13 protein-coding genes and 1 pseudogene are annotated in these 20,792 nt (G+C 45.2%); 1 reads left to right on the plus strand and 13 read right to left on the minus strand.

Translation table 11 applies throughout. From position 1 onward, the window contains the following. Nucleotides 1-151: 151 nt before the first annotated feature. The 7 genes and pseudogenes from N4J56_RS00690 to N4J56_RS00725 form a co-directional block, all read right to left on the minus strand. Nucleotides 152-1,810 (minus strand): hybrid sensor histidine kinase/response regulator, encoded by a 1,659-nt coding sequence (locus N4J56_RS00690; RefSeq protein ID WP_317104691.1) that lies wholly within the window; start codon nucleotides 1,808-1,810, stop codon nucleotides 152-154. Nucleotides 1,811-1,812: 2 nt separating this feature from the next. Continuing rightward, entirely contained in the window at nucleotides 1,813-6,075 is a 4,263-nt protein-coding gene (locus N4J56_RS00695; RefSeq protein ID WP_317104692.1) for an Hpt domain-containing protein, read from the minus strand. A gap of 360 nt (nucleotides 6,076-6,435) precedes the next feature. Continuing rightward, a pseudogene (locus N4J56_RS40710) lies at nucleotides 6,436-8,021 on the minus strand (methyl-accepting chemotaxis protein); the annotation flags it as partial. A gap of 170 nt (nucleotides 8,022-8,191) precedes the next feature. Beyond that, nucleotides 8,192-8,743 carry a tetratricopeptide repeat protein gene (locus tag N4J56_RS00710; protein ID WP_317104695.1) on the minus strand — a complete coding sequence of 184 codons (552 nt, stop codon included), beginning with the start codon at nucleotides 8,741-8,743 and terminating at the stop codon, nucleotides 8,192-8,194. A gap of 24 nt (nucleotides 8,744-8,767) precedes the next feature. After that, complete coding sequence (locus N4J56_RS00715; RefSeq protein ID WP_317104696.1) at nucleotides 8,768-9,298, minus strand: chemotaxis protein CheW; 531 nt, start codon at nucleotides 9,296-9,298, stop codon at nucleotides 8,768-8,770. A gap of 5 nt (nucleotides 9,299-9,303) precedes the next feature. After that, nucleotides 9,304-9,678: a response regulator transcription factor gene (locus N4J56_RS00720; RefSeq protein ID WP_041462305.1), complete on the minus strand. Its 375-nt coding sequence runs from the start codon at nucleotides 9,676-9,678 to the stop codon at nucleotides 9,304-9,306. 597 nt (nucleotides 9,679-10,275) lie between these two features. Further along, complete coding sequence (locus tag N4J56_RS00725; RefSeq protein WP_317104697.1) at nucleotides 10,276-11,502, minus strand: response regulator; 1,227 nt, start codon at nucleotides 11,500-11,502, stop codon at nucleotides 10,276-10,278. 366 nt (nucleotides 11,503-11,868) lie between these two features. Here N4J56_RS00725 and hmpF point away from each other — a divergent pair, with 366 nt between their 5' ends. Beyond that, nucleotides 11,869-13,455 carry a pilus motility taxis protein HmpF gene (hmpF, locus tag N4J56_RS00730; protein WP_317104698.1) on the plus strand — a complete coding sequence of 529 codons (1,587 nt, stop codon included), beginning with the start codon at nucleotides 11,869-11,871 and terminating at the stop codon, nucleotides 13,453-13,455. 104 nt (nucleotides 13,456-13,559) lie between these two features. Here the strand turns inward: hmpF and tilS are convergent, their stop codons facing one another. From tilS to pstC, 6 genes are all read right to left on the minus strand, one after another. Then, entirely contained in the window at nucleotides 13,560-14,687 is a 1,128-nt protein-coding gene (tilS, locus tag N4J56_RS00735) for a tRNA lysidine(34) synthetase TilS (protein WP_317104699.1), read from the minus strand. Between the two features lie 24 nt (nucleotides 14,688-14,711). Next, entirely contained in the window at nucleotides 14,712-15,830 is a 1,119-nt protein-coding gene (ccsB, locus tag N4J56_RS00740) for a c-type cytochrome biogenesis protein CcsB (protein ID WP_317104700.1), read from the minus strand. A 173-nt stretch (nucleotides 15,831-16,003) separates the two neighbouring features. Continuing rightward, a complete protein-coding gene (locus N4J56_RS00745; RefSeq protein WP_317104701.1) occupies nucleotides 16,004-17,668 on the minus strand; it encodes a DUF3352 domain-containing protein in 1,665 nt (554 codons plus the stop codon). Nucleotides 17,669-18,001: 333 nt separating this feature from the next. Then, complete coding sequence (pstB, locus tag N4J56_RS00750; protein ID WP_317104702.1) at nucleotides 18,002-18,805, minus strand: phosphate ABC transporter ATP-binding protein PstB; 804 nt, start codon at nucleotides 18,803-18,805, stop codon at nucleotides 18,002-18,004. Nucleotides 18,806-18,867: 62 nt separating this feature from the next. Next, complete coding sequence (pstA, locus tag N4J56_RS00755; protein WP_317104703.1) at nucleotides 18,868-19,803, minus strand: phosphate ABC transporter permease PstA; 936 nt, start codon at nucleotides 19,801-19,803, stop codon at nucleotides 18,868-18,870. Beyond that, nucleotides 19,800-20,732, minus strand: coding sequence for a phosphate ABC transporter permease subunit PstC (gene pstC, locus N4J56_RS00760; RefSeq protein WP_317104704.1), 933 nt, complete (start codon nucleotides 20,730-20,732; stop codon nucleotides 19,800-19,802). The genes pstA and pstC overlap by 4 nt, the downstream gene beginning before the upstream one ends. Between the last annotated feature and the right edge of the window lie 60 nt (nucleotides 20,733-20,792).

Genomic DNA, 20,792 nt, shown 5'->3' on the forward strand with positions numbered 1-20,792 from the left:
CAGGGAGTAGGGAAAAGCCTTTCTCGGAAAATGGAAGCTGAGGAAGCTGAAGAAGAGAGTATAAATTCGTTATCTCTACTTTTTGCTACACATAAATAAAGAGATGTGCTACGGCACATCTCTTCTAGCAAACTGAAACTAACTCAATTGCCTACATGCTACTAGCACTACTAACAGCAATTAATACCTCACCTTTGAGCATTCTCTGAGCGCCATCAAGCAATGCTTCTTCTAAATATGGTTTAGTGAAGTAGCCGCTAGCTCCTAACTGCAGTGCCATTTGGCGGTGACGGTCGGAACCCCGCGATGTCAACATGGCTATTGGTAGTTGACTCAATCTTTCCTCTTTTTGCATCCGCGATAGCAACTCTAAGCCATCCATTCTTGGCATTTCAATGTCGCAGAAAACTAAATCACAAGGTAAACCATCGCGGAGCTTGTCCCAAGCTTCCTGACCGTCACGCGCTTGTTCCACGCGATAGCCAGCATTGGTAAATGTCATCGACAACAGCTCGCGGACGGTAATCGAATCATCAATAATTAGTACTAATGGTTCTGTTTTAACTGGCGCTGCTGGTATTGGTGGTGCAGGAATATGTCTGGGCGACCAAACAGTACCTCTACCATCTTTCTGAATCCGTCCTACAGATAGATCGATTAACTCCAATAGATCTGCGATCGGCACGATCCGACCGTCCCCCAAAATTGTAGCACCAGCAATTCCTGCTGGCTTGGGTGCAGGTGCTTCAAATTGTTTAATGACAATTTCTTGTTCGCCTAACACTTGGTCAACTTGGAGCGCAAAGAATATATCGGCAGAACGGAGAATCACAATTGAAATAGCGTTATCGTCGCGGCTGCTGCCATAAATGCTACCTCTACCTAATTGGCGAGTGTAACCAAGCAATTCTTTTAAGGGTCGGAATGGCAACAAAGAATCGCGCCAAGGAATGCAAGTCTGTCCTTCTGCGTTAGCGACGATATCATTCACGGGAATATCTATCATCTGTTCCACACCGTCCATTGGGAATGCAATTCGAGCCTTATCGCTCACGCAACAAAGTGCTTTACAAATACTCAGTGTTAGAGGTAGACGAATTGTAAAGGTTGTTCCCTTGCCCAGAGTGGAATCAGTGTGAATTGTACCTCGCATTTGTTTGAGGCTAGTCAACACCACATCCATCCCAATACCGCGTCCGGCAAATTGGTCTACTTGCTCTTTGGTGCTAAAACCTGGTTGGAAGATCAGGTTAAAAATATCCAAACGATCCATGCTATCTGCTTCTGCTGGAGTAATTAGCCCATTTGCGATCGCTTTTGCCTTCACTTTTTCTGGATCGATACCAGCTCCATTATCGCTGACGGTAATTACGGTCTGATTGCCTTGGTGAAAAGCGCGAATTGTAATTTTGCCAGCCGCAGCTTTGCCTGTAGCAGTTCGCTCATCTGGGGTTTCAATCCCGTGAGTAATCGCATTGTTGACTAAGTGGGTCATGAGGTCGTAGAGTTGCTCCAAAAGCCCTTTGTCAATCAAAGTCTCGTTGCCTTCTACTTGTAGTTCTGCCTGCTTACCGTATTTGAGAGCAATATCACGCACGGCTCTAGGCAATCGTTCGGCAATTTGACTGAAAGGAACCATTCGCGATCGCGTGATACCTTCTTGCAAGTGGGTTGTCACTTGGCGGAAGTTGCGCGCTACTTGCTCGGTTTCACCCGTGACAAATTCAATATCTGAAGAAGCCTCGCGTACCCTGACGATCAACTCGATCATTTCCTGCGCTAAGGTATGGAAGCCTGTAAAGCGATCCATTTCTAGTGCGTCAAAGTTGACTCCAGTGGCAATTCTTCCTCTACTGAGGAAGAATTGCCATCTGGAACTGAAATTAGTTTTCCTCCCTGACGACTATTGAGTAGGGATGCTTCTAAGAGCGATCGCTCGTATAGTTCCTGCATCCTCGTACCCACATCACCCAACTGCTGGACTTGGTGTAGCAAGTTGTCGAGGAACTGTCGTAGCCTTTCTTGATCTTGCTCTAAGCTATTCCGGTATACAACTAGCTCCCCAACCATATTACCAATACTATCTAGTTGCTTGACTGGCACGCGCATCATCTGCTCGAAGGCGGGACGGCGAGGGCTAGGGGACGCAGCTGCTGCTTGAGGTGCTGCTGGGGTTGGTTGAGGTGTAACTACGTTGGTAGTTTTCGCCGGATTCTGTAATAGCTGTTCCAAATCGCCAAAGTCATCACTGCTTGGAGCTGTGGTAGTAGCTGCCGCGACTTTAGGAGTTTCCTGCAAGAGTAAATCTAAGTCGCCAAAGTCATCATCACTGCTGGGAGGCGTGGTAGTAGGTGACTCGATCGCAGGTACGATTGGAGATGAGCTTAAATCTAATAAAGCTTCTGCCGTGGCGATCGCACTTGTGACTGACTCTTCCTCATGCAATAAAGCATTCAGTTCGGGAAAATCATCATCTGTTTCTAACTGCGAGTCAGCCAGAAAATCTGCTTGGGCTTCTCCTAGCAAGAGTTCATTTTCAGTTGTATCTTGGCAGATAGATTCCACTACGGACATTAGCTCTGTAATGTTCTCATCGATGATATCCGCAGTGGAAGTAGAAAATAGCTCGGCATCACTTTCAGCCACTTCAGCCATGAAATCAAAGTTATCGCCCAACTCCAAACTCGGTTCGAGTTCAAAGCTGAGAATATCTTCGTTCTCAGTTTGAGTGAGATCGCTAGCCAAACTTAATTTTGTTTCCCCAACATCCCAGACGGCGCTTGTAATAGAACTCTCATCATCTATGTCGCTGCCAGTGTCCCAGTCCACCATCAGTTCGGTACTGCTGAAATCGTCTGTCGCTGTCAGCGATGTGTCGGTGAGTAAATTGCTGCTAGGCTCTAACTCTAGATTGAAAGAATTATCTAATTCTTCTACCGTTTCTTCTACCGTGGCAGAGTCAAAGCCCATCTCTAAGGTTTCGCTGCCAGTATCCCATGATGCGATCGATTCTGTATCTTCTGTGGAAGTTTCGACTACTAAGTTTTCGGCTACTAAGTTAAAATTATCGCCTAACTCCAAACTCGGTTCGAGTTCAAAGCTGGGAAGCTCTTCGTTCTCAGTTTGATTGCTATCAAAATCTAAACCTAGTTCGGCTTCCCCAACATGCCATGTTGTACAAGGAGTGATATTTTCTTCATCTTCCCCGATATCGAATGTCTTATCAGGAGTCGTACTTTCGTCATCAACAGGTATTGATGCTGATTGTGTGAATAGCTCTGAGTTAGATGCTTCAAAACTAGTACTGTCGCTCAAGATCATCGTGGAATCAACCCCGATTTCTAGGGCTTCACTGCTAGTATCCCACCCTGTCATCAGCTCGGCACTACTGAAATCGTCTGCTGTTGTTAGTGATTCGTTGGTGAGTAGATCGCGATCGGACTCTAATTCTAAGTTGAGAGTGTTGTCTAACTCTATCGTGGTAGAGTCGAAGCCTATTTCTGGAGTTTTGCTACTAGTTTCCCATTGTGCGATTGATGCTGTATCTTTTGTAGGCATCTCATCTGTTGATTCTTTCAGCATGAAAGAAGAATCAATGTTTGTTACTGCTATCTCTTCTGAAGTGGGAGAAGTAAACAAATCAGCAGTAATATCAAAGCCTAATTCGGATGCTTCGGTGTCAGTATCCCATTCCGATATGGATGTGGTGCTACTATCACTCCACTGGGAATCAGCTTCTGTTTCCAAACCACAATTTTCACCTAATTCCAGGCCAGACTCAAATTCTAAACCAAGGCTCTCACCTAATTCCAGGCTAGGGCTAGAATCAGCGTCTAAACCACAGCTCTCACCTAGCTCCAAACTGGATTCCGTTGCTAAATTGTAACTCTCACCTAATTCTAGGCTAGGGCTAGAATCAGCGTCTAAACCACAGCTCTCACCTAATTCCAAGCTATGACTAAAATCGGTTGTCAAATCAAGGCTCTCGCCTAGTTCCAGACTAGAATCGGCTTCTAAACCGAAACCATCACTTAATTCCAAGCTAGGGCTGGAATCAGTTGTCAAATCAAGATTCGTACCTAATTCCAGGCTAGGGCTAGAATCAGCGTCTAAACCGCAACTCTCATCTAGCTCCAAACTAGAATCGGTTGTCAAAGCAAGACTCTCACCTAATTCCATTTCTGTAGAGTCGAAACCCATCTCTAGGGCTTGGTTGCCAGTATCCCATCCTGCCATGAAGTCTGGATTGCTATCATCGGTTATTGATGTTAGTGGTTCTAAGCTGGATTCAGTCTCAAAACTCAAATTACCGCTCAACTCCATAGGAGAAAAGCCAAGTTCTAACTGCCTTACATTACTATCATCCCATCCTTCATCGATCTCTGGAGCAATGTTGTCAGTTTCTAAGCATAAACTATTATCTATTTCAGGAATTAAATCGCGATTTAATTCTACTGCTTCAATCCCACTGTTCCATTCGGTCAATGATTCTGTAACATCATTATCAGCATCGGTTGTAAATATTGGTGTTACACTTGCGGGATATGCGAGCGCGGATAAATCAAACTCTGATTCAGTCAACTCAGATTCTACTTGTGGCACAAAAGCAATCAAGTCATCTGATATAGCGAATTCATTGCCTAATTCAAGCTGTATTTCTGTATCGGCGATCGCTTCTACCGAACTATCGACAACAGCTTCGGAGCGTGATGTTTCGAGCTGTGGTAAGCTCTGAGTTTCCTCTGTCCACAACTGATTTATATTGACGTTTTCTGAATTATCGGTAGGGTTCATTGCCTCCAGAGATGTAACGTCATCTAAACCTGCTGTCGGAGCGCTAAACAAATTCAAAAAAACAGGTTCTTCGTCAATTGAATTTAGAGAAATATCTTGGGCTTCAGTAAATAAATCATTGAGCGCTAAAGTCTCTTCAGAAGAAATAGAAGATTGCGATTCAATATCTTGAAGCGAGATCTCATCAGAGCGATCGTTGATGACATCTAGCAGATCGGTTGTTTCTTGCCAAAGTTGATTATTGCTGTCCAACTTGGGAGTAAATAAGCTGCTAAGAGCGTCATCATCTGACAAGTTGTCCAGTTGTTCTTCTGTAGAGAATGCTGTTTTGACTTCATTATCAACAATTGCAGGAGGTGTGAAGATATCCGCTCCTAGAACGAGGGAATTTTCAGTAAACTGATTCTCGTTTAACTCAAAACTATTGCTATTGTTTTCTTCCCAATCTAATAAGAAAGTATTAATCGACAACGATTGCAATTGTTCGCAGATGGTAATTTCATCCGCACGGTTAGCCAGAACGAGTTCCTGTGCTTGTTTGAGTTCGCGAATAATGACTGGAGCAAGAGTACGATAGGAGTTGTCGGTACTAGCGATCGCTCCTGCTGCTGTTTCGCACAGCGTCAACCAGCCAGATAAGTCATATTCCACTCCCATCTCAGCGAGTCGGGTACAGCACGCCTGAAGTTCTTGGCGTGTTTGAGATGTCTCCGGCTGCTTAAATAGTTGTAACAACTCTCTAAGTGTTTCTGGGACGCTGTACTCAAAAGCGGATGCACAAGCAGCGATCGCTGCTTGTGCATCCGCAGTAACCGCAGGCATGGATAATTCATCTGGATGCATACTACCACCAGCTTGCCCCACCAGTACGGACAGTTGATGTTCCAGAGCAGCAAACACCGGTTCGACTTCTGCCATTAACCGACTGGCTTCACCATCGCTTAAGTTAGAGCCATTTTGGAGTTGCTCCAAAAGTGCTTTTAAATTATCGAAAACTTGCAAAAATAATGATTCTAGAGTTTGCTCGATCTGAATCGACGGACACTCTTTCAAAATTTTGAAAAAGTCTTCCAAGCGGTGAGCTGTACGCTGGATGCTATTCAGGCCCAGCATTGCTGCTCCTCCTTTAATTGAGTGGGCAGCTCGGAAGATTTCATTTACCATCTCCGAATCTGCAAGCGTACTTTGCAGATTTAATAAACCTTGCTCAATCGTGTTTAGGTGGTCGTTGGCTTCTTCGAGAAAATAGCCCAAAATCCGCTGTTGTTGTTCCGGCAGCATAATAATTATTTTGAGTTTTGAGTTCTAAGTTTTCAGGTAAGAGAATTAGTTTTGAGTTAAGAAATTATTTTGAGTTTTGAGAGCGGAGGATAGTATTGAGTTGAGGTTGCAGCCATACATCAATACTTGACAATAAGTGAAAAAATAGCAATAGACAATTTCATCCCTACTCGTGTTGAACTCAAAACTCAGTAGAATGGGGCGAAAATAGAATTCTAAACACTCAGTTAAGAACATTATTCGTACTATTTAACTGAAAGTTTTTGATTTTGGAATTACTTTAATGAATTTAGATTATTACATTCTAAAATTCCAAATTCAAAATGGAATCGCCCTTTGCTACCATTCAAAACACCATAGCTACACTCGGAAGCGTTCTACTGAAGTCTGTAGTTCTCCTGCTACCTGCACGAGGTTTTGCAGAGAGCCAGAAACTCGCTGAGCTTCCTGAGAGGTTTCTTGTGCTGTTAACTCTACTGACTGTACCACAGCTGCCACGGCGCGAGAGGTTTCTGTTTGTTGTACGGTGTCAGCAGTGATCGAACCAACCAAAGCATCAATACGATTGGATACTTGCACGATGTCTTCCAGCGATCGCTTAGCTTGTTCGGCTAGTTTTGTTCCTTGAATAACCTGTTGAGTTCCCTCTTCCATCGCTGTCATTACCGAACCCGTCTCGCTTTGAATTTGCCGCACGATCTGTTCAATTTCTTTCAATGCCTTGGCAACTCTGTCGGCTAACTGGCGTACCTCATCCGCAACAATGGCGAAGCCTCGACCTGCATCTCCAGCTCTTGCTGCTTCAATACTGGCGTTAAGTGCCAACATATTCGTCCGCGAAGCGATTTGAGAGATCAGTGCCACAATCTTAGAAATTTCTTGTGAGGATTCTGCCAGCCGCTTTACCTTGCGAGTGGTTTCCGCCACCGTCTGCCGAATTTCTAAAATACCTGCTACCGTTCTTTCTACTGCCTCACCGCCTTTTTGAGCGGTATCGGAAGCAGAACGCGCTACAGATTCAGCCTCTCTTGCCGATTCCGCAACCCGTTGAATTGCATCTGTTAGCACTTGTACGGAATTAAGCGTAACTGCTAGCTCTTCAGCTTGGCGCAAAGCGTCTTGCGATAGTGCCCGCGCAAATGTTTCGTTGTCGGCAGATCCTTGACTGACCTGTCGAGCTGCTAGTTTTGAATTGTTAAGTTAAACGAGTCCGCAACCGCTCCTAAAACATCAGCGGTCACTTCAGCCTGTACGGTTAAGTCTCCCCTTGCCGCACCTTCTACGTCGTCTAGTAGCCGGATCACCTGCCGTTGTAATTCTTCTTTAGCCTGTTCTTGTTCTTGTGCTTTGCGCTGGGTTTCTGTAGTAATTTGAGCGATGCCTTGTAGCATATCGTTAAATTCGGAAGCTAACAATCCAAACTCATCTTGAGAATAAACTGTAGCTCTAGCATCAAGATTGCCCGTTCGCACGGTGTTGAATTGCCCGCGCAGATCCATCGTAGTTTGCTGGATTTGTTTAAGTGTTAGTCGTCCCATGAAGCGCGAACTAGCAAAACTTGTAGCTCCAGCAACCAGAGCCATGGCTATACCTGTCCCTTGTACTGCACGTTGGTTTTCACCCTTCAGTAGCATTGACCCGCCAAAACCAACGGCAGCGACAACTAGAGCAGAGGTAATACCGACAGTGCTAGCGGTGAGCCATTGCTTTTTCGCCAGAGAAGCTTGCTCGAACTGTCCTACCAAGCCGCTACCGTTGGCAGATAAGTGGCGAGCGCCTGTATCATCCGCTTGCAAATTGGGAATGGACGATGCCAATTGGGCTGGTTCTACCTTGTTGCTGGTGCGGTCGTTCAATTCGCTGTGACTGTCCGCAGACGGTAAGGATGACGCACTTCCTGATAGAGGAGAAGACAACAATCCAGAATCTAGCAATTCAGAAGCTGACTCTGGAAGTTCAAACTCTTCGATTGAATTGCGCTCGGCGCGACTAACATTGTTGTTTTCGGTGTCAAGTCCATAGCGCTCGGAAAACTCGCGCTCGATTTGAAAGTGAGACAAGTCTGAATTGTGAGGATGAGAAAGCTCGTGCTGGCTCAAATCTGGTAGGCTCAACTCTAAATTACTATCTTCTGATAGATCGCTTTCTGGCTGATTCCAGACAAAAGGATTGCCAAAAGGCATAGAAGAATTGCTACTGCTGGTAACATTTGTACTGTCAAGATGCGATTGGGCAAACGGACTATCAAATTGATGCGAAAAAGACTTCGGAGAATCTGAATATGACGACTGCTCTGTAGCATAGTAGTCCGGCGGTTCAGCAGCGTCAGCTCCCAACAAGAAAGATTTTCAATTTCTGACGCTGGCATCCTGCCATTACTATACTGCTCCGAACTTTCGTACTGTTTAACTGACTCCAAGCCGTTTTTCGCACAATCAATCAGTTCTGGATCTTGTGTCAGTTGTAATACAGTTTGATATTGTTCTCTAGCAATTTCATATTGCCGAAGAACGCAGTAAATGTGACCTCGTAGGAGGCGACTATTAGGATCGGCAGGAAAGTCTTCGATCAATCGATCGACAAAAGTAGCTGCTTCCTCATAGTTGCCTTGAATATAGGCTGTTTGAGCTTGTTGATATTGCTGCTCGTGATTAGTACTTGATGTCATTTGCTGCCTCTGCTTGCCTTGATTTCATGCTGCCCAAAGTTCGCTCGATATAATTGCCTTGTGATCTAGCAGTCGAAGACGCTGATGTGTATCTTCATCTAAAATCCACTCACCACGGACAAAGGGAGCCATACTGTTTGCAACTTGAGTAGGCTGCTGTACTTTTTCCGCACTCAGCCATTCCATCCCGACAATGCGATCGACTGCCAACCCTAAGAGTATTTCTTGCTCTTCTACGGCAATTACCGGAATTTCTGGTCGCTCTGTGTTTAAGGCTGTTGATTCTCCCAAAATTTGGCTGAGGTCAGCTACCCAGATCACTCGTCCGCGTAAGTTGATCGTGCCCAATAGTAAGCTGGATGTATTGGGAATTGGTGTAATGCGATTGAGAGGAGCTGAGACGACCTCCCGAACAATAATTGCTGGCATTGCCAGCTCTTGAGTGGGTGTGACAAAAAAGCGTAGGTGTAGTTCTCCTTCCCGAATCTCTAATTGCTGAAATTCTGACGCAACTTGAACTTGGTCAGCACCCATTGACAAGTCCAGATCTACCATGCCACTCACCCTTGCCCTCGCAGTAATTGTTTAACTGTTGCTAGTAATTCTTTTGGTTGAAATGGTTTGACAATGTAAGCGTCTGCACCCTGTTTCATTCCCCAGTAGCGATCGAATTCCTCGCCTTTGGAGGAACACATTACCACTGGGACATTTTGAGTTTTTGGATCGGTTTTCAGCTTGCGACAAACTTCGTAACCATTCATTCTAGGCATGACAATATCTAGCACCACCAAATCGGGACAAGAAGCTTCTTGCATATGCTGTAAAGCCTCCATACCATCAGTGGCTATCATCACCGTCAATCCACTCCCCTGAAGAAGATCGATAATAATCTCTCTTTGAGTAGGACTATCTTCCACGACCAGCACTGTACTCATAACTGTTAATTTGCCTCCTGGCTTCAACGTCCCGCCTGTGGGCACGACCACCGTGGTTTACTAAAAATTATGCATCAATTAAGTAAGCTAATTTCTTTACAATCGAGCTGTAAAAATGCCAAAATTTAGTATAAATATGTGTAAAATCAACTTCAATTTTGTCCTGCATGAACTTGCAAAATATAAGTTAATGGCTCAAATAATTGTAGGCAAACTCGAAGAGTGCTGATTTTTAGATAAAGCTCTCGCACGAGCTTCGATCAAATAAGATACTTAGGCGAGACTTTACAGTTTTTATGCTGTCAATACACGCAATAAAAGACATTCTCTCAGATGCAATACAAATTATTTGGATAGTTAGTATTTTAAGAGAATCTTAGATTACTAAACTACAGCATCAACTTAGCTCTACCTCAATCGTTTATCCAAGCGCAAATCCACTGAGAACTTAATCCTATTTAAGTTAAAAACTTACCGCAATCGGTGGATCTACAGAGGCGAACAGTTATCAGTTATCAGTTATCAGTTATCAGTGACCAGTGACTGCTGACCAGTGACCGGACTCGCAATTGATGAGTAGTTAATTCTGCCTTATGACTAGTGAGTTATGAGTTGTGAGTTGTGACTTGTCCTCACACCCTTCTTATGCAGGTGTTTTTCTACTAGCATCAATAACTCGCTATCGGTGAAAGGTTTAGTGAGATAGTCGGTTGCGCCTACCGTTCTAGCTCTGACGCGATCGATGAATCCATCCTTACCTGTTAGCATGACAATCGGCGTTTGCCGAAAGGCATTAGAGCAGCGCAGCATGGCACATAGCTCGTAGCCATCTAGTATGGGCATGACTATATCGCACAGAATTAAATCTGGTGGCTGGTGAAACAGCAGACTAAATGCCTGAAGCGGATCGCTACAGCTCATGACTGTAAATCCTTGCTGCTGTAGGATAGTTTCTACAGTTTGGCAAATAGCGATCGCATCGTCGATGCATGTGATTGTTAGCGTTTTGATACCAGAAGACAAATGAGGATTATCAGTTTTTATCTCAGTTATTTTTGGTGTGTGAATTTGTATCCAACCGTGTTTCACGCAAGGATAAACCGCCTTGCCTACGGTTAATATATCTCGATTGAGATAGCGTGCTAGTTGGCGGAGAGATGTTTTACCATTTATCCAAATCTCTAGTCGATTGGCGGTTGCTGCTGGCAAGCCTTGACGTAATCCTTTGAGATTGGCGATCGTCAAAGAGCGCTCGGGAGATTGAATATAAGGATATAACTGTTTCCATGCCTGCACCTGCTGCACGATCTTAGTTGCTAAAGCAGCACTAGCTAAAGTTGTCAAGTGCGGCGATCGGGTAACTCCTCGCTCGAAAATAAACGAACCTTGATGCAAACTCAATAGATCGAATAGTGTTTCATGCACAATGCCATGAATGATGCTACGAGCTTGAGCAGGGGTGAGAACGCAATCTTCTAGTAATGTCCAAAGATAAGCATACTCTAGGGCGTTATGAGCTGCGAACGAGGAAGTTGTAATTTGCTCTAGGTCGATCTCGATTCGATAGTGTCGTAGATAATCGCGTAGACGAGATAAACTGCGATCGCCATCTGTGGCATAGATGATTTGACCGTTGAGAAAAAAGATAAACCAACACTGCGATCGCGGATACGAACTCCTGTGACGCAGAGCAAAGTTCGGATCTGCGTGATTGACGTTACTAGAAGGACTGTAGGCTTCAACAAACAATTCCCCCGTTCGCTGTCCTAATTCAATGAGTTGTAAAATACTGCGAATATCAATTTCACTTAAGTTACCCTGCATTTAGCTGACGAAGCTCCTATGTAATCGCGTATACCCCTTCGTTAATTCTTCCCTTTTATAGTCATCAGTCATCAGTTGGCTAACATTGACTCTGACCAATGACAGATGACCAATGACGACTAATCGCTAGCCGCAAATTTTGTAACACAATTTAACCAAGAAGAAGTGAAGAAGTTAAGCAATAACTCGGAAGTGACATTGACTGTACTCAGTCCAAAATAGAGTCGGATATTTCTGCGCCTGCTGATATTAGCTTGAACCAAAATGGGGTCTTGACCACAATGGAGATTTAACCAAAGTGAGTCAAACATTACAAGCAAGATCGGTTCGCAGCTGAGGCATTGGTAAATCAAGAGGACGACTGGTGTGCTGTATTTAGCAGAAGTACAAAAGCAAAAAGCTTTTATGGGTCTGAAAACAGAAATCAAGCTGCTGGCATTTCAAAGAGCCGACCAGAGTTGGTCTTCTGTACAGGGAGAAGAGATTGTTGCAGCTGAGGAAGCAAACAATCTCAATGCTGGAGCGCTGATACTAGCTGACTTGAATGCCAATCGACAAGTACAACGCATTCAAGAGGCAGGGCGACCTTTAGTCAGTATCTTAAGTGGTTTCTCCCGACAAATTGAAAAGGCGAAGCTTCAGGAAGAAGAAATCGAGCAGTGGAAGGAATCTCTCACCTTTCAAAGAGATGAGATGTCCCGCCGCCACGAAGAAATGGAAATACGCTTGGAAGAGTTGGAACACATCGAGGAGGAATATAGGCGATTACAGAGCAGCCAGTCGGCAGGATTGGACGAAACAACTGTTAGCCAAGTTGAAGAATTGCTCGAACGCTTATCTCAAGGCTTACCACCGACCACAGCAGTAAGGCAAGAACTAACCTTGGTTCTAGAATTGGTAGAAAACCAGCAAGTAACTTTGATTCCACATTGGCAGAAACTAGAACAGCAAAAGCAAGCGATCGACCAGCAGCAATTAGAAGTCGATAGCCAAACTCAGAGGTTACAGCAAGGTCAACAGCAGTGGTGGGAAACACAAAAATCTCTAGAACAGCGAAAAGTCAAACTACAAGCGCAAGCGATGGTGCTGCAAGCCAAGCAAGAATATGCTCAAACCCTCAACGCACATCAACGGCATCAAGAAGATTTACAGCAGCAACTGAATCGTTTGATCCAACCCGTAGATGATTTTCTCTTTAGCCAGCAAGTTGATTCTGCCGCATTGGAACAAATGCCTTTAGATCAACTGCAACAAGTGCTACAAGATTTGCGGCGAGATTGGGAGAATGCTTGTCGGTTCGTTCACGAGCAAGAAGAGGAACTAAGAGCCAATCAACAGGCAATTGACAAAATCAAGGGGCGCTTGAGCCGAGCTGCCAGCGACGGGGAACGGGCGAATATAGAAGCAGAACTAAAAGACGAACAAGACAGTTATGAATTTCTGCTGCAAACCTTGATGGGTCAACGCCAAAATTTACAAGATCGCAAAGAAACTTTACGACAACACCAAACTGTTTTGTGGAGACGGCAGGGAATTCCAGTTGGCAATCGAGAAGAAGACTATAAATTAGATTTAGATCCACTATTAAGTCAAATTCAGTCGCAAAAACAACAGCAATCCCTAATACTGCAACAGCTAGAAAAGGAAATCGAGCAGATGCGCTCTGGATTTGACTTAGAGCAAGGAATGCTCGACCAGCAGGTGCAGGAACAGGAAAGACAGTGGCAGGAATTCCAGACTTGGCAGCAAGAGTTGCTATCTTTGCGATCGCTTGCTGCCGATTGTAGCGGTAGGATAAATCTTTATGAAGAAATCCTCAGACCAATACAAGATAGTTTGGATGGACTGCGACAGAAATTACAAGGAGTGGCGGGCATACTGAGCGTAGAAGCTAGCGAACCACCACAAGCAGCGATCGCTCAAATTCGCGCCAAAATTACGAGAAACTCATAAAAAAAGTCAAAAGTCAGAAGTCAAAAGCCAAAAACTTAATGCTATATGCATTTTGTCTTGCGCCTTACTGGTGACTTATTTCTGCCATGCTGCACTATGTTAATTTATTTTAACCAAATCCAATCTTTATCTACTGTGGCGATCGCACCGCCAGGAAAAGGATCTGTTTGCGTTCCATTTGGAGCTGCAATCAAAGCTATGAGTTTTTCAATCTGCTCGAAGTTAGGGGAGCAACGTAAAGTTTGCTGCAAAATCTGCCGCATCACGCGCCGTTGTAGAGCGATGTGAGCTGTTTGTAAAATGCGGCGGTTGATTTTTATGAGGGAGTCGGGAGTTGGGAGTCGGGAGCCGGAGAATTTTAGATTTTGGATTTTGGATTTCGGATTGTTCCTCTGCCCCTCTGCCCCTCTGCCCCTCTGCTCCCTTGCTTCCTTGTCGCCCTGTCCCCTTGTTCCTTTGTCTTCCCAATCGACAGCAAGCTGTCGCAACTCATCGGCTGCTCGTTCGAGATATTCGACTTCTGCTTGTAAAAGCTCCGCAGTTTGAGCTAGGGTTAGCTCTACTTGAGAGTTGAAGTGGGTTTGGATGTAGGGCAACAATTCTTGTCGGATGCGGTTACGGGCATATTTAAGGTCTAGGTTAGTTGTATCTTCCCATACCTGAAGTTGCCGCTCTTGGCAAAATTGAGCGGTTTCAGTTCGCGTAACTTCTAACAGGGGACGCACTAGTAGGGGCGCATAGCTTTGTGTCCCTACATGAAGAGGGCGTTGCCAAGTTAGAGCTTGCAAGCCATCTGCACCACTGCCGCGAATTAAATTGTATAGTAAGGTTTCGGCGCGATCGCTGGCTGTGTGTCCCGTAGCGATAGAAGGGTAATTATGCGTTCGGGCGATCGCCGCTAGAGCTTGATAGCGCCATTGTCGTGCGGCTGCTTCATTGAGTAGAGGCTGCTCGACTGTATGACAATAAAATGGGACTTGCCAACGTTGAGCTAGTCGCGCCACAAAGTCAGCGTTAGCCTGAGAGTCAGAACGCCATCGGTGATCGCAGTGAGCGATGCCTAATTGCCATTCCCATTTGGGTTGCAAATCTAAAAGTAACTGAACGAGGCATAAGGAATCTTGCCCGCCAGATACAGCTATAAGCAATCGCTGATGCTTCTCTAAAAGATGACGCGATCGCAGGGTACGATGTAGGCGGGCGTGAAGCGGAGTCCAGTTAGCGCGACTCATCTTAGTTGATTTGTTGTCTGTCACTTAAAAAAACCAACCGTAAGAATGCAAACCTTTACCTAAAAGATTTACACCCAGATAGCAAACCCAAACGATAACAAAGCCAGTTGCAGCTAGAATGGCTGGGCGACGACCTTGCCAACCACGGGTAATACGGGCGTGAAGATAGGCAGCAAATACTAACCAAGCAATCAACGCCCATGTCTCTTTCGGGTCCCAGCTCCAGTAAGAGCCCCAAGCCTCGTTAGCCCAAACTGCACCAGCAATGATACCGATTGTCAGTAAGGGAAAGCCGAGTCCAATGGTGCGATAGCTGATGTTATCTAAAGTTTCGGCAAGGCTGAGGCGTTGGGGGGAGAGAGTTAAGGAGTCGGCAGTCGTAGAAGTGAGTTTGTCGGAGCTACCTTTAGACGACGAGCCAAAAATTTTGTCAAACCCGCCCGTACTGGAGTCAGGAGTAGAGGATGTCACAACATTGAGAACAGCAGTTTTACCGTTTCCATTAGTTTCTAGCATTAAAGGATTAGAAGCATCGGCAGCAACTGCTGGAGAGAGTTGAGTTAGATCGGTATTGCGCTGGAGGCGATAGCCGTTTTGTCGATAACCTCCAGTGCCAACAGAGCTACCATGTAATTCAATTTCCTTGCCACCAGAGACAACTAAAAAGGCGATCGCTAGCAGAGAACCCACAAGTAAAGCAGCATAACTCAGCATCATGACGCTAACATGCATCATTAACCAATTAGACTTGAGGGCAGGGACGAGGGGGGCAGAGGTTTGCATATCTGATGGTAAAGTCAAAGCTGCAAAAGCAGCGATACCCATAGCGACAGGAGCGGTGAAAACTCCGACCAGACGGCTACGGCTGCTACTTTCTGCGATCAGATGAACCGCAGTTACTCCCCAAGCAAGGAAAAATAGAGATTCATAAAGATTGCTAATCGGAAAATACCCAGCTTCCAGCCATCTTGCTCCTAATAGAGTCGCAATACATAAATTGGCGATCGCCATTCCCGCCGTACCCACAGTTGGGAGAAAGCGCAGCCCTGGAAAAGCCGCTCCGACCCAATAGACTAACATTGTCAGAAATAGGACGGCAAACGAGGCATTGTCCAGCCAATTCTGAAGTAAAACCAAATTCATAATCAGCGTTCTCCTATATTTTTTTGTCAAGCATCGAGAGTCTTATTTCGATCCTACTGGGGAACAGTTATCAGTTACCAGCGACCAGTTAATTCCGACTCCCGACTCCCGTACGGGCGGGTTTAACAAATAGATTGACAGCAAGGGCTGTAAATTTTGGTGAAAACCCGCCTCTACCGACTCCCAATCTTCTTCAGGGCAACAAAAACATCGTAGCGGATACTGCGATCGCTACTGATGGCGGAGGTAACACCGATGGAACGGGTAGCGTCGAAGAATATTTGTTGACCGGAAAACAGCTGCGGCAGTGGCAAGGCTTTGACTGTTGGTTCTACATCGAGAAAAAACTGACCGTTAGTTGCATTCAACGCTGAAGGAACTGTCTGTTGAAATTGTGCGGCACTCGCTAAAATACTTTGAGGCTGAGGAATCAGCCGTTCTGCTACAGGTGCGCCGAGAGTGAAGAAAGCAACATCTCCATCCAGCCAACCGCGAGTCGCCACTGTGCCGTAAGGTGCAATCCAATTTGTCACGGTACGATCTTTGATTTTGGTTTCTTGTACTTGAAATTGATATTTACTCCGCATCACCCGTTCGAGTTGAAATAGAGCTTGTTCGGCTTTATTGCGGTTTTTGGTTTGGACTAAAAATACTAAAGAAAGGGCAAAATTATCTGGTGCACCTGCTTTGGGAGCAGCAGGAATCATAGATACGGCAAACTCACCATCCATCCAACTGAGTAAATCTTGGTCTAAATCCAGCCCTGTAACTGAGGTTATACCTTTACGCAGTTCTTGGGGACGGATAGGTGCCTGGGGATTGGATTGTACTTCTCGGGCGTATTCTTGCCATAACCGCTGTAAATTGCCGCTTGAGAGCATCATTAATGTTTCTGCCGGTAGGCGGCTTTGCATTTTGCCCGCATTGTTTTCTACAGCGAATACTTGTTGGCTGTCGGGCTTGCGCCAGGAAATACTTTTGAGGCGAACTCCTTCTGATTCCAGATTAATAGTAGCAGCTACACCTTGGTTATTTTGCAACTGAGCTAAACCTTGGGGTGAAAACGAGCGGCTGGGATTTGCAGCAGCAATTCTCGCAGCTACGGGTACGTTGACGTACAGTTGAGCAAAACGCTGTTTGGTAGCAATCTGCTCAAAAGCATTGGTGTAACCTGCTGTTTGCTTTAGGGAAGCAGCCGCACCTTTATAAGTGTCGATCGCTCTATCCGTCGCTTGCGGACGATCTGTGACGATTAAATAACGCCCATCTAGGACGGCGGCTGAATAATATTGCGCTTTGGCTCCTTGAGTTTCTCTAATCTCAACGCCTTTATAGTTTCGCTGGCGAGTTTTGCCTTGTGCGGACGGTTTGGGTTGCTCTAAAATCCGCTTTGCTGCAATTCGATCGGCAATGGGCAACACCATAACTAGAGACTGCTGGCGATCGCTATTCGATGGCGGAGATGAGTTTGATGTCGCTGGTATGGGCGGTGGCAGAAAGGCAATGCTAACTTCTTTACCAACCCAAGGCTGGATGTCACGCTGGTAGTTGTAACCGTTTGCTGTGAGGAGGCGATCGCCCAACTGGGCTAAATTTGTCTTGAGCTGGGCTTGAATTTGGGGCGTACCGAACTGCTGGAGTTGCTGCCACTGCTGGGTATTTGTAGAAATAGATAGAGCCACCAAAGCATCTTGGGGGATAATATTCGACCCCACAGGCAGGTTTTCTAATTGCCCTTGGCTTTGGAGGAATACCCAGTAAGCAGTTGCTCCCCCACCAATTAATAAGCCAGCAGCTCCCAAAGTCAATAGAAGGGAAGGTTTACGTTTTTCAGGCATGGGATTAATGAAGACAGAGGATGTCTTGGCGAGCGAAGATCTGTAACGATTTTGCCCTCAAAATAGCCTAGAGAAGCACTATTCTAGTTTATTTTTTTCTGTGCCTACATTGCCCCTACGCGATCGCCAACATCTAAAGAAAACAATATGCTTTAATTTAAGTCCAAATTAAATCTAAAAATCTTCAAACTTCTAGCAATTGTCAGCAATTTTGTCAAGGATACTCAATCGAGCAGTAGAGCGAGGAAATTTACTCGTAGTGATGGGAAAGTTAGAAGTTAGAGTGACAAGCCAACCACCAACTACCAACTACCCATGACCCATTACCATTATTTAACCAAATCTACCACTAACGTATTCTTGCGTAGCTTGTTGTTCGGGAGATTGGAAAATTACTTCTGTTGGGTTGTATTCTACCAAATAACCCATTTTGCCACCTTTTTCTGTGGCTTGAGCGTTGAAAAAGGCAGTCATATCTGACACCCGCGATGCTTGTTGCATGTTGTGGGTAACGATAATAATCGTGTATTTCTCTTTCAGTTCGTGCAGTAATTCTTCTACCCGTAATGTCGAAATTGGATCGAGGGCAGAACAGGGTTCGTCCATTAAGATAACTTCTGGTTCAATTGCCAAAGCACGGGCAATACACAATCTTTGCTGCTGTCCTCCAGAGAGAGAAAGACCGCTTTGTTTGAGTTTATCTTTGACTTCATCCCATAAAGCAGCTTGACGGATCGAGCGCTCGACTAATTCATCCATATCGCCTTGATAGCCGTTAATTCTAGCTCCAAAGGCAATGTTTTCATAAATTGATTTGGGGAAGGGATTCGGTCTTTGAAATACCATTCCAATGCGACGACGCAGTTCTACTGGGTCAACGCGGCGATCGTAAATATCTGTTTCTTGAAATGTGATTCTACCTTCAATGTGCGCCCCTGGAATGAGATCGTTTAACCGATTAAAACATCTCAATACGGTACTTTTACCACACCCAGAAGGTCCGATAAAAGCGGTAATTTTGTTTTTATAGATATTGAGATTGACATCTCGCACTGCTTTAAAATTACCGTAAAAAACAGATAGATTATCAGTTTGTAACACTGTATCGGTTGCCGTGGTTGTGGTATTGAATAGCATATAGATAGATCGTGACAGTTGATATTGCGATCGCAGCATCTAAAGCAATTTTAGCTTGAGGCTTAGCGCCGATTTTGTTGGAATTTGTTGCGTAAATAAATTGCTGAAGCATTCATAATTAACAGCACGACCATCAATATGATGATGCCAGCAGCAGCATTGGTGTGAAATTGTGGTTGCGGGCGAGAAACCCAATCAAAAATTTGAATTGGTAGTGCTGTAAAAGAGCTTTGCAATCCTTTGGGAGATAACTCTGGCAAGAAGGCAATATAACTTACAGCTCCAATCACGATGAGAGGTGCTGTTTCGCCAATGGCACGAGACAGTGCCAAAATTGTTCCGGTTAGGATACCTGGTAAGGCGATCGGAAAAATGTGTTCGCGAATCACTTGCCATCGAGTTGCACCTAAAGCAAAACCTGCTTGGCGTAAGCTATCTGGGACTGCCCGTAGTGCTTCTCGCGTGGTAATGATGATGATGGGTAAGATTAACAAACTGAGAGTTAAAGCACCTGCAAGAACGCTGCGTCCGTTAGTAATTGGTTGCAGCCACCGGACAAAAATTTGCAGTCCCAATAAGCCATAAATAATGGATGGAACTGCGGCTAGGTTAGCGATATTGATCTCAATTAACCGCGTGAACCAATTATCTTTGGCGTATTCCTCCAGGTAAATTCCTGCTCCCACTCCCAAGGGAAAGGCAACCAAAGCTGTGACGATTAATAGCCAAATACTACCGACCAGGGGAGCTAATATTCCCGCAGCAGCAGCGCGACGCGAGGAGAAACTTGTGAGAAAAGCCCAATCGATTCGTCCGAGTCCGTCAATCAGGATGTCTACAAGTAAAACGGCAAGAACGACCAAGCCAAATAGGGTGGCAACCCAAGCGGCTGTAGAAAAGATTTTGTCAAAGTTATACCGTTTGGACAATGAAACATTGAATTTGCCCGTCGTGCCAAAGCCGCTTTTGTCGATGGGTTGGGGTGTAGGTGTAGTCATTCGTATTTCTCCCGAAAGCGGCGAACGAACCAGTAACTAAAGATATTTAAAGCGAGGGTGATGAGAAACAGAGTCATGCCCACAGCAAAAATAGTTTTATATGCTAGAGATCCTGCTGGGGTGTCGCCTTTACTTACTTGAACGATGTAGGCTGTCATCGTTTGGACTGGCACTAGGGGGTTAATACCAAGGCTGGGGTTTTGTCCGGCGGCGATGGTGACAATCATGGTTTCGCCGATCGCGCGAGAAATTGCCAAGATGAAAGAAGCGACAATTCCAGAAAGAGCGGCTGGGAGAACTACAGAAACAATGGTTTCCCGTTTGGTGGCTCCCAAAGCATAAGCGCCATCGCGTAAACTTCGAGGCACGGCATAGATCGCATCTTCACTTAAAGAAGCCACTAGGGGGATAATTGAAACACCAAGTATCAATCCAGCACTTAAGGCGTTGAATCCCTGTAAGCCAGGAATGAGTTTTTGCAGAAAAGGCGTAACTGTCAGCAGGGCAAAGTAACCGAATACAACAGTAGGAACCCCTGCCAAAATTTCCAATGCTGGTTTGAGCCAGCGGCGCATTCTCGCGGGAGCATATTCGCTCAAGCAGATAGCAGCTAATAAGCCTATCGGTAAGGCAACAGCGATCGCGATCGCAGAAGTTAGTAAAGTAGCGCTAATCAGTACCATAATGCCAAATTGCTTGTTGGCAAACAATGGTGTCCAAGCGCGATCGGTGAAAAATCGCCAAATCGGTACTTCGCTGAAAAACGCAACAGTTTCAAAAATTAGCGTTAAGACAATGCCGATTGTAGTGGCGACTGAGACAAAAGCAAACGTGGCAAATATGCCTTTCACTAATGCTTCTACTCGTTTACTTGCTGCCCGCTTTGGTCGCCATAGGCTCGACCCTTCAGGCGTTGACGTGGCAGACATACAGGAAATACCTCATTATCAGTTATCAGTGACCAGTGACCAGTGACCAGTTATCAAGGA

The sequence above is a fragment of the Chroococcidiopsis sp. SAG 2025 genome (assembly GCF_032860985.1).
GTDB lineage: Bacteria > Cyanobacteriota > Cyanobacteriia > Cyanobacteriales > Chroococcidiopsidaceae > Chroococcidiopsis.

Bases quoted from the DNA above. Each gene is read 5' to 3' on its own strand.
- tilS (WP_317104699.1), bottom strand. From the start codon at position 14,687: ATGAGTCGCGCTAACTGGACTCCGCTTCACGCCCGCCTACATCGTACC.
- ccsB (WP_317104700.1), bottom strand. From the start codon at position 15,830: ATGAATTTGGTTTTACTTCAGAATTGGCTGGACAATGCCTCGTTTGCC.
- pstB (WP_317104702.1), bottom strand. From the start codon at position 18,805: ATGCTATTCAATACCACAACCACGGCAACCGATACAGTGTTACAAACT.
- N4J56_RS00715 (WP_317104696.1), bottom strand. From the start codon at position 9,298: ATGGTAGATCTGGACTTGTCAATGGGTGCTGACCAAGTTCAAGTTGCG.
- pstA (WP_317104703.1), bottom strand. From the start codon at position 19,803: ATGACTACACCTACACCCCAACCCATCGACAAAAGCGGCTTTGGCACG.
- N4J56_RS00690 (WP_317104691.1), bottom strand. From the start codon at position 1,810: ATGGATCGCTTTACAGGCTTCCATACCTTAGCGCAGGAAATGATCGAG.
- N4J56_RS00710 (WP_317104695.1), bottom strand. From the start codon at position 8,743: ATGACATCAAGTACTAATCACGAGCAGCAATATCAACAAGCTCAAACA.
- N4J56_RS00720 (WP_041462305.1), bottom strand. From the start codon at position 9,678: ATGAGTACAGTGCTGGTCGTGGAAGATAGTCCTACTCAAAGAGAGATT.
- N4J56_RS00695 (WP_317104692.1), bottom strand. From the start codon at position 6,075: ATGCTGCCGGAACAACAACAGCGGATTTTGGGCTATTTTCTCGAAGAA.
- N4J56_RS00745 (WP_317104701.1), bottom strand. From the start codon at position 17,668: ATGCCTGAAAAACGTAAACCTTCCCTTCTATTGACTTTGGGAGCTGCT.
- pstC (WP_317104704.1), bottom strand. From the start codon at position 20,732: ATGTCTGCCACGTCAACGCCTGAAGGGTCGAGCCTATGGCGACCAAAG.
- N4J56_RS00725 (WP_317104697.1), bottom strand. From the start codon at position 11,502: ATGCAGGGTAACTTAAGTGAAATTGATATTCGCAGTATTTTACAACTC.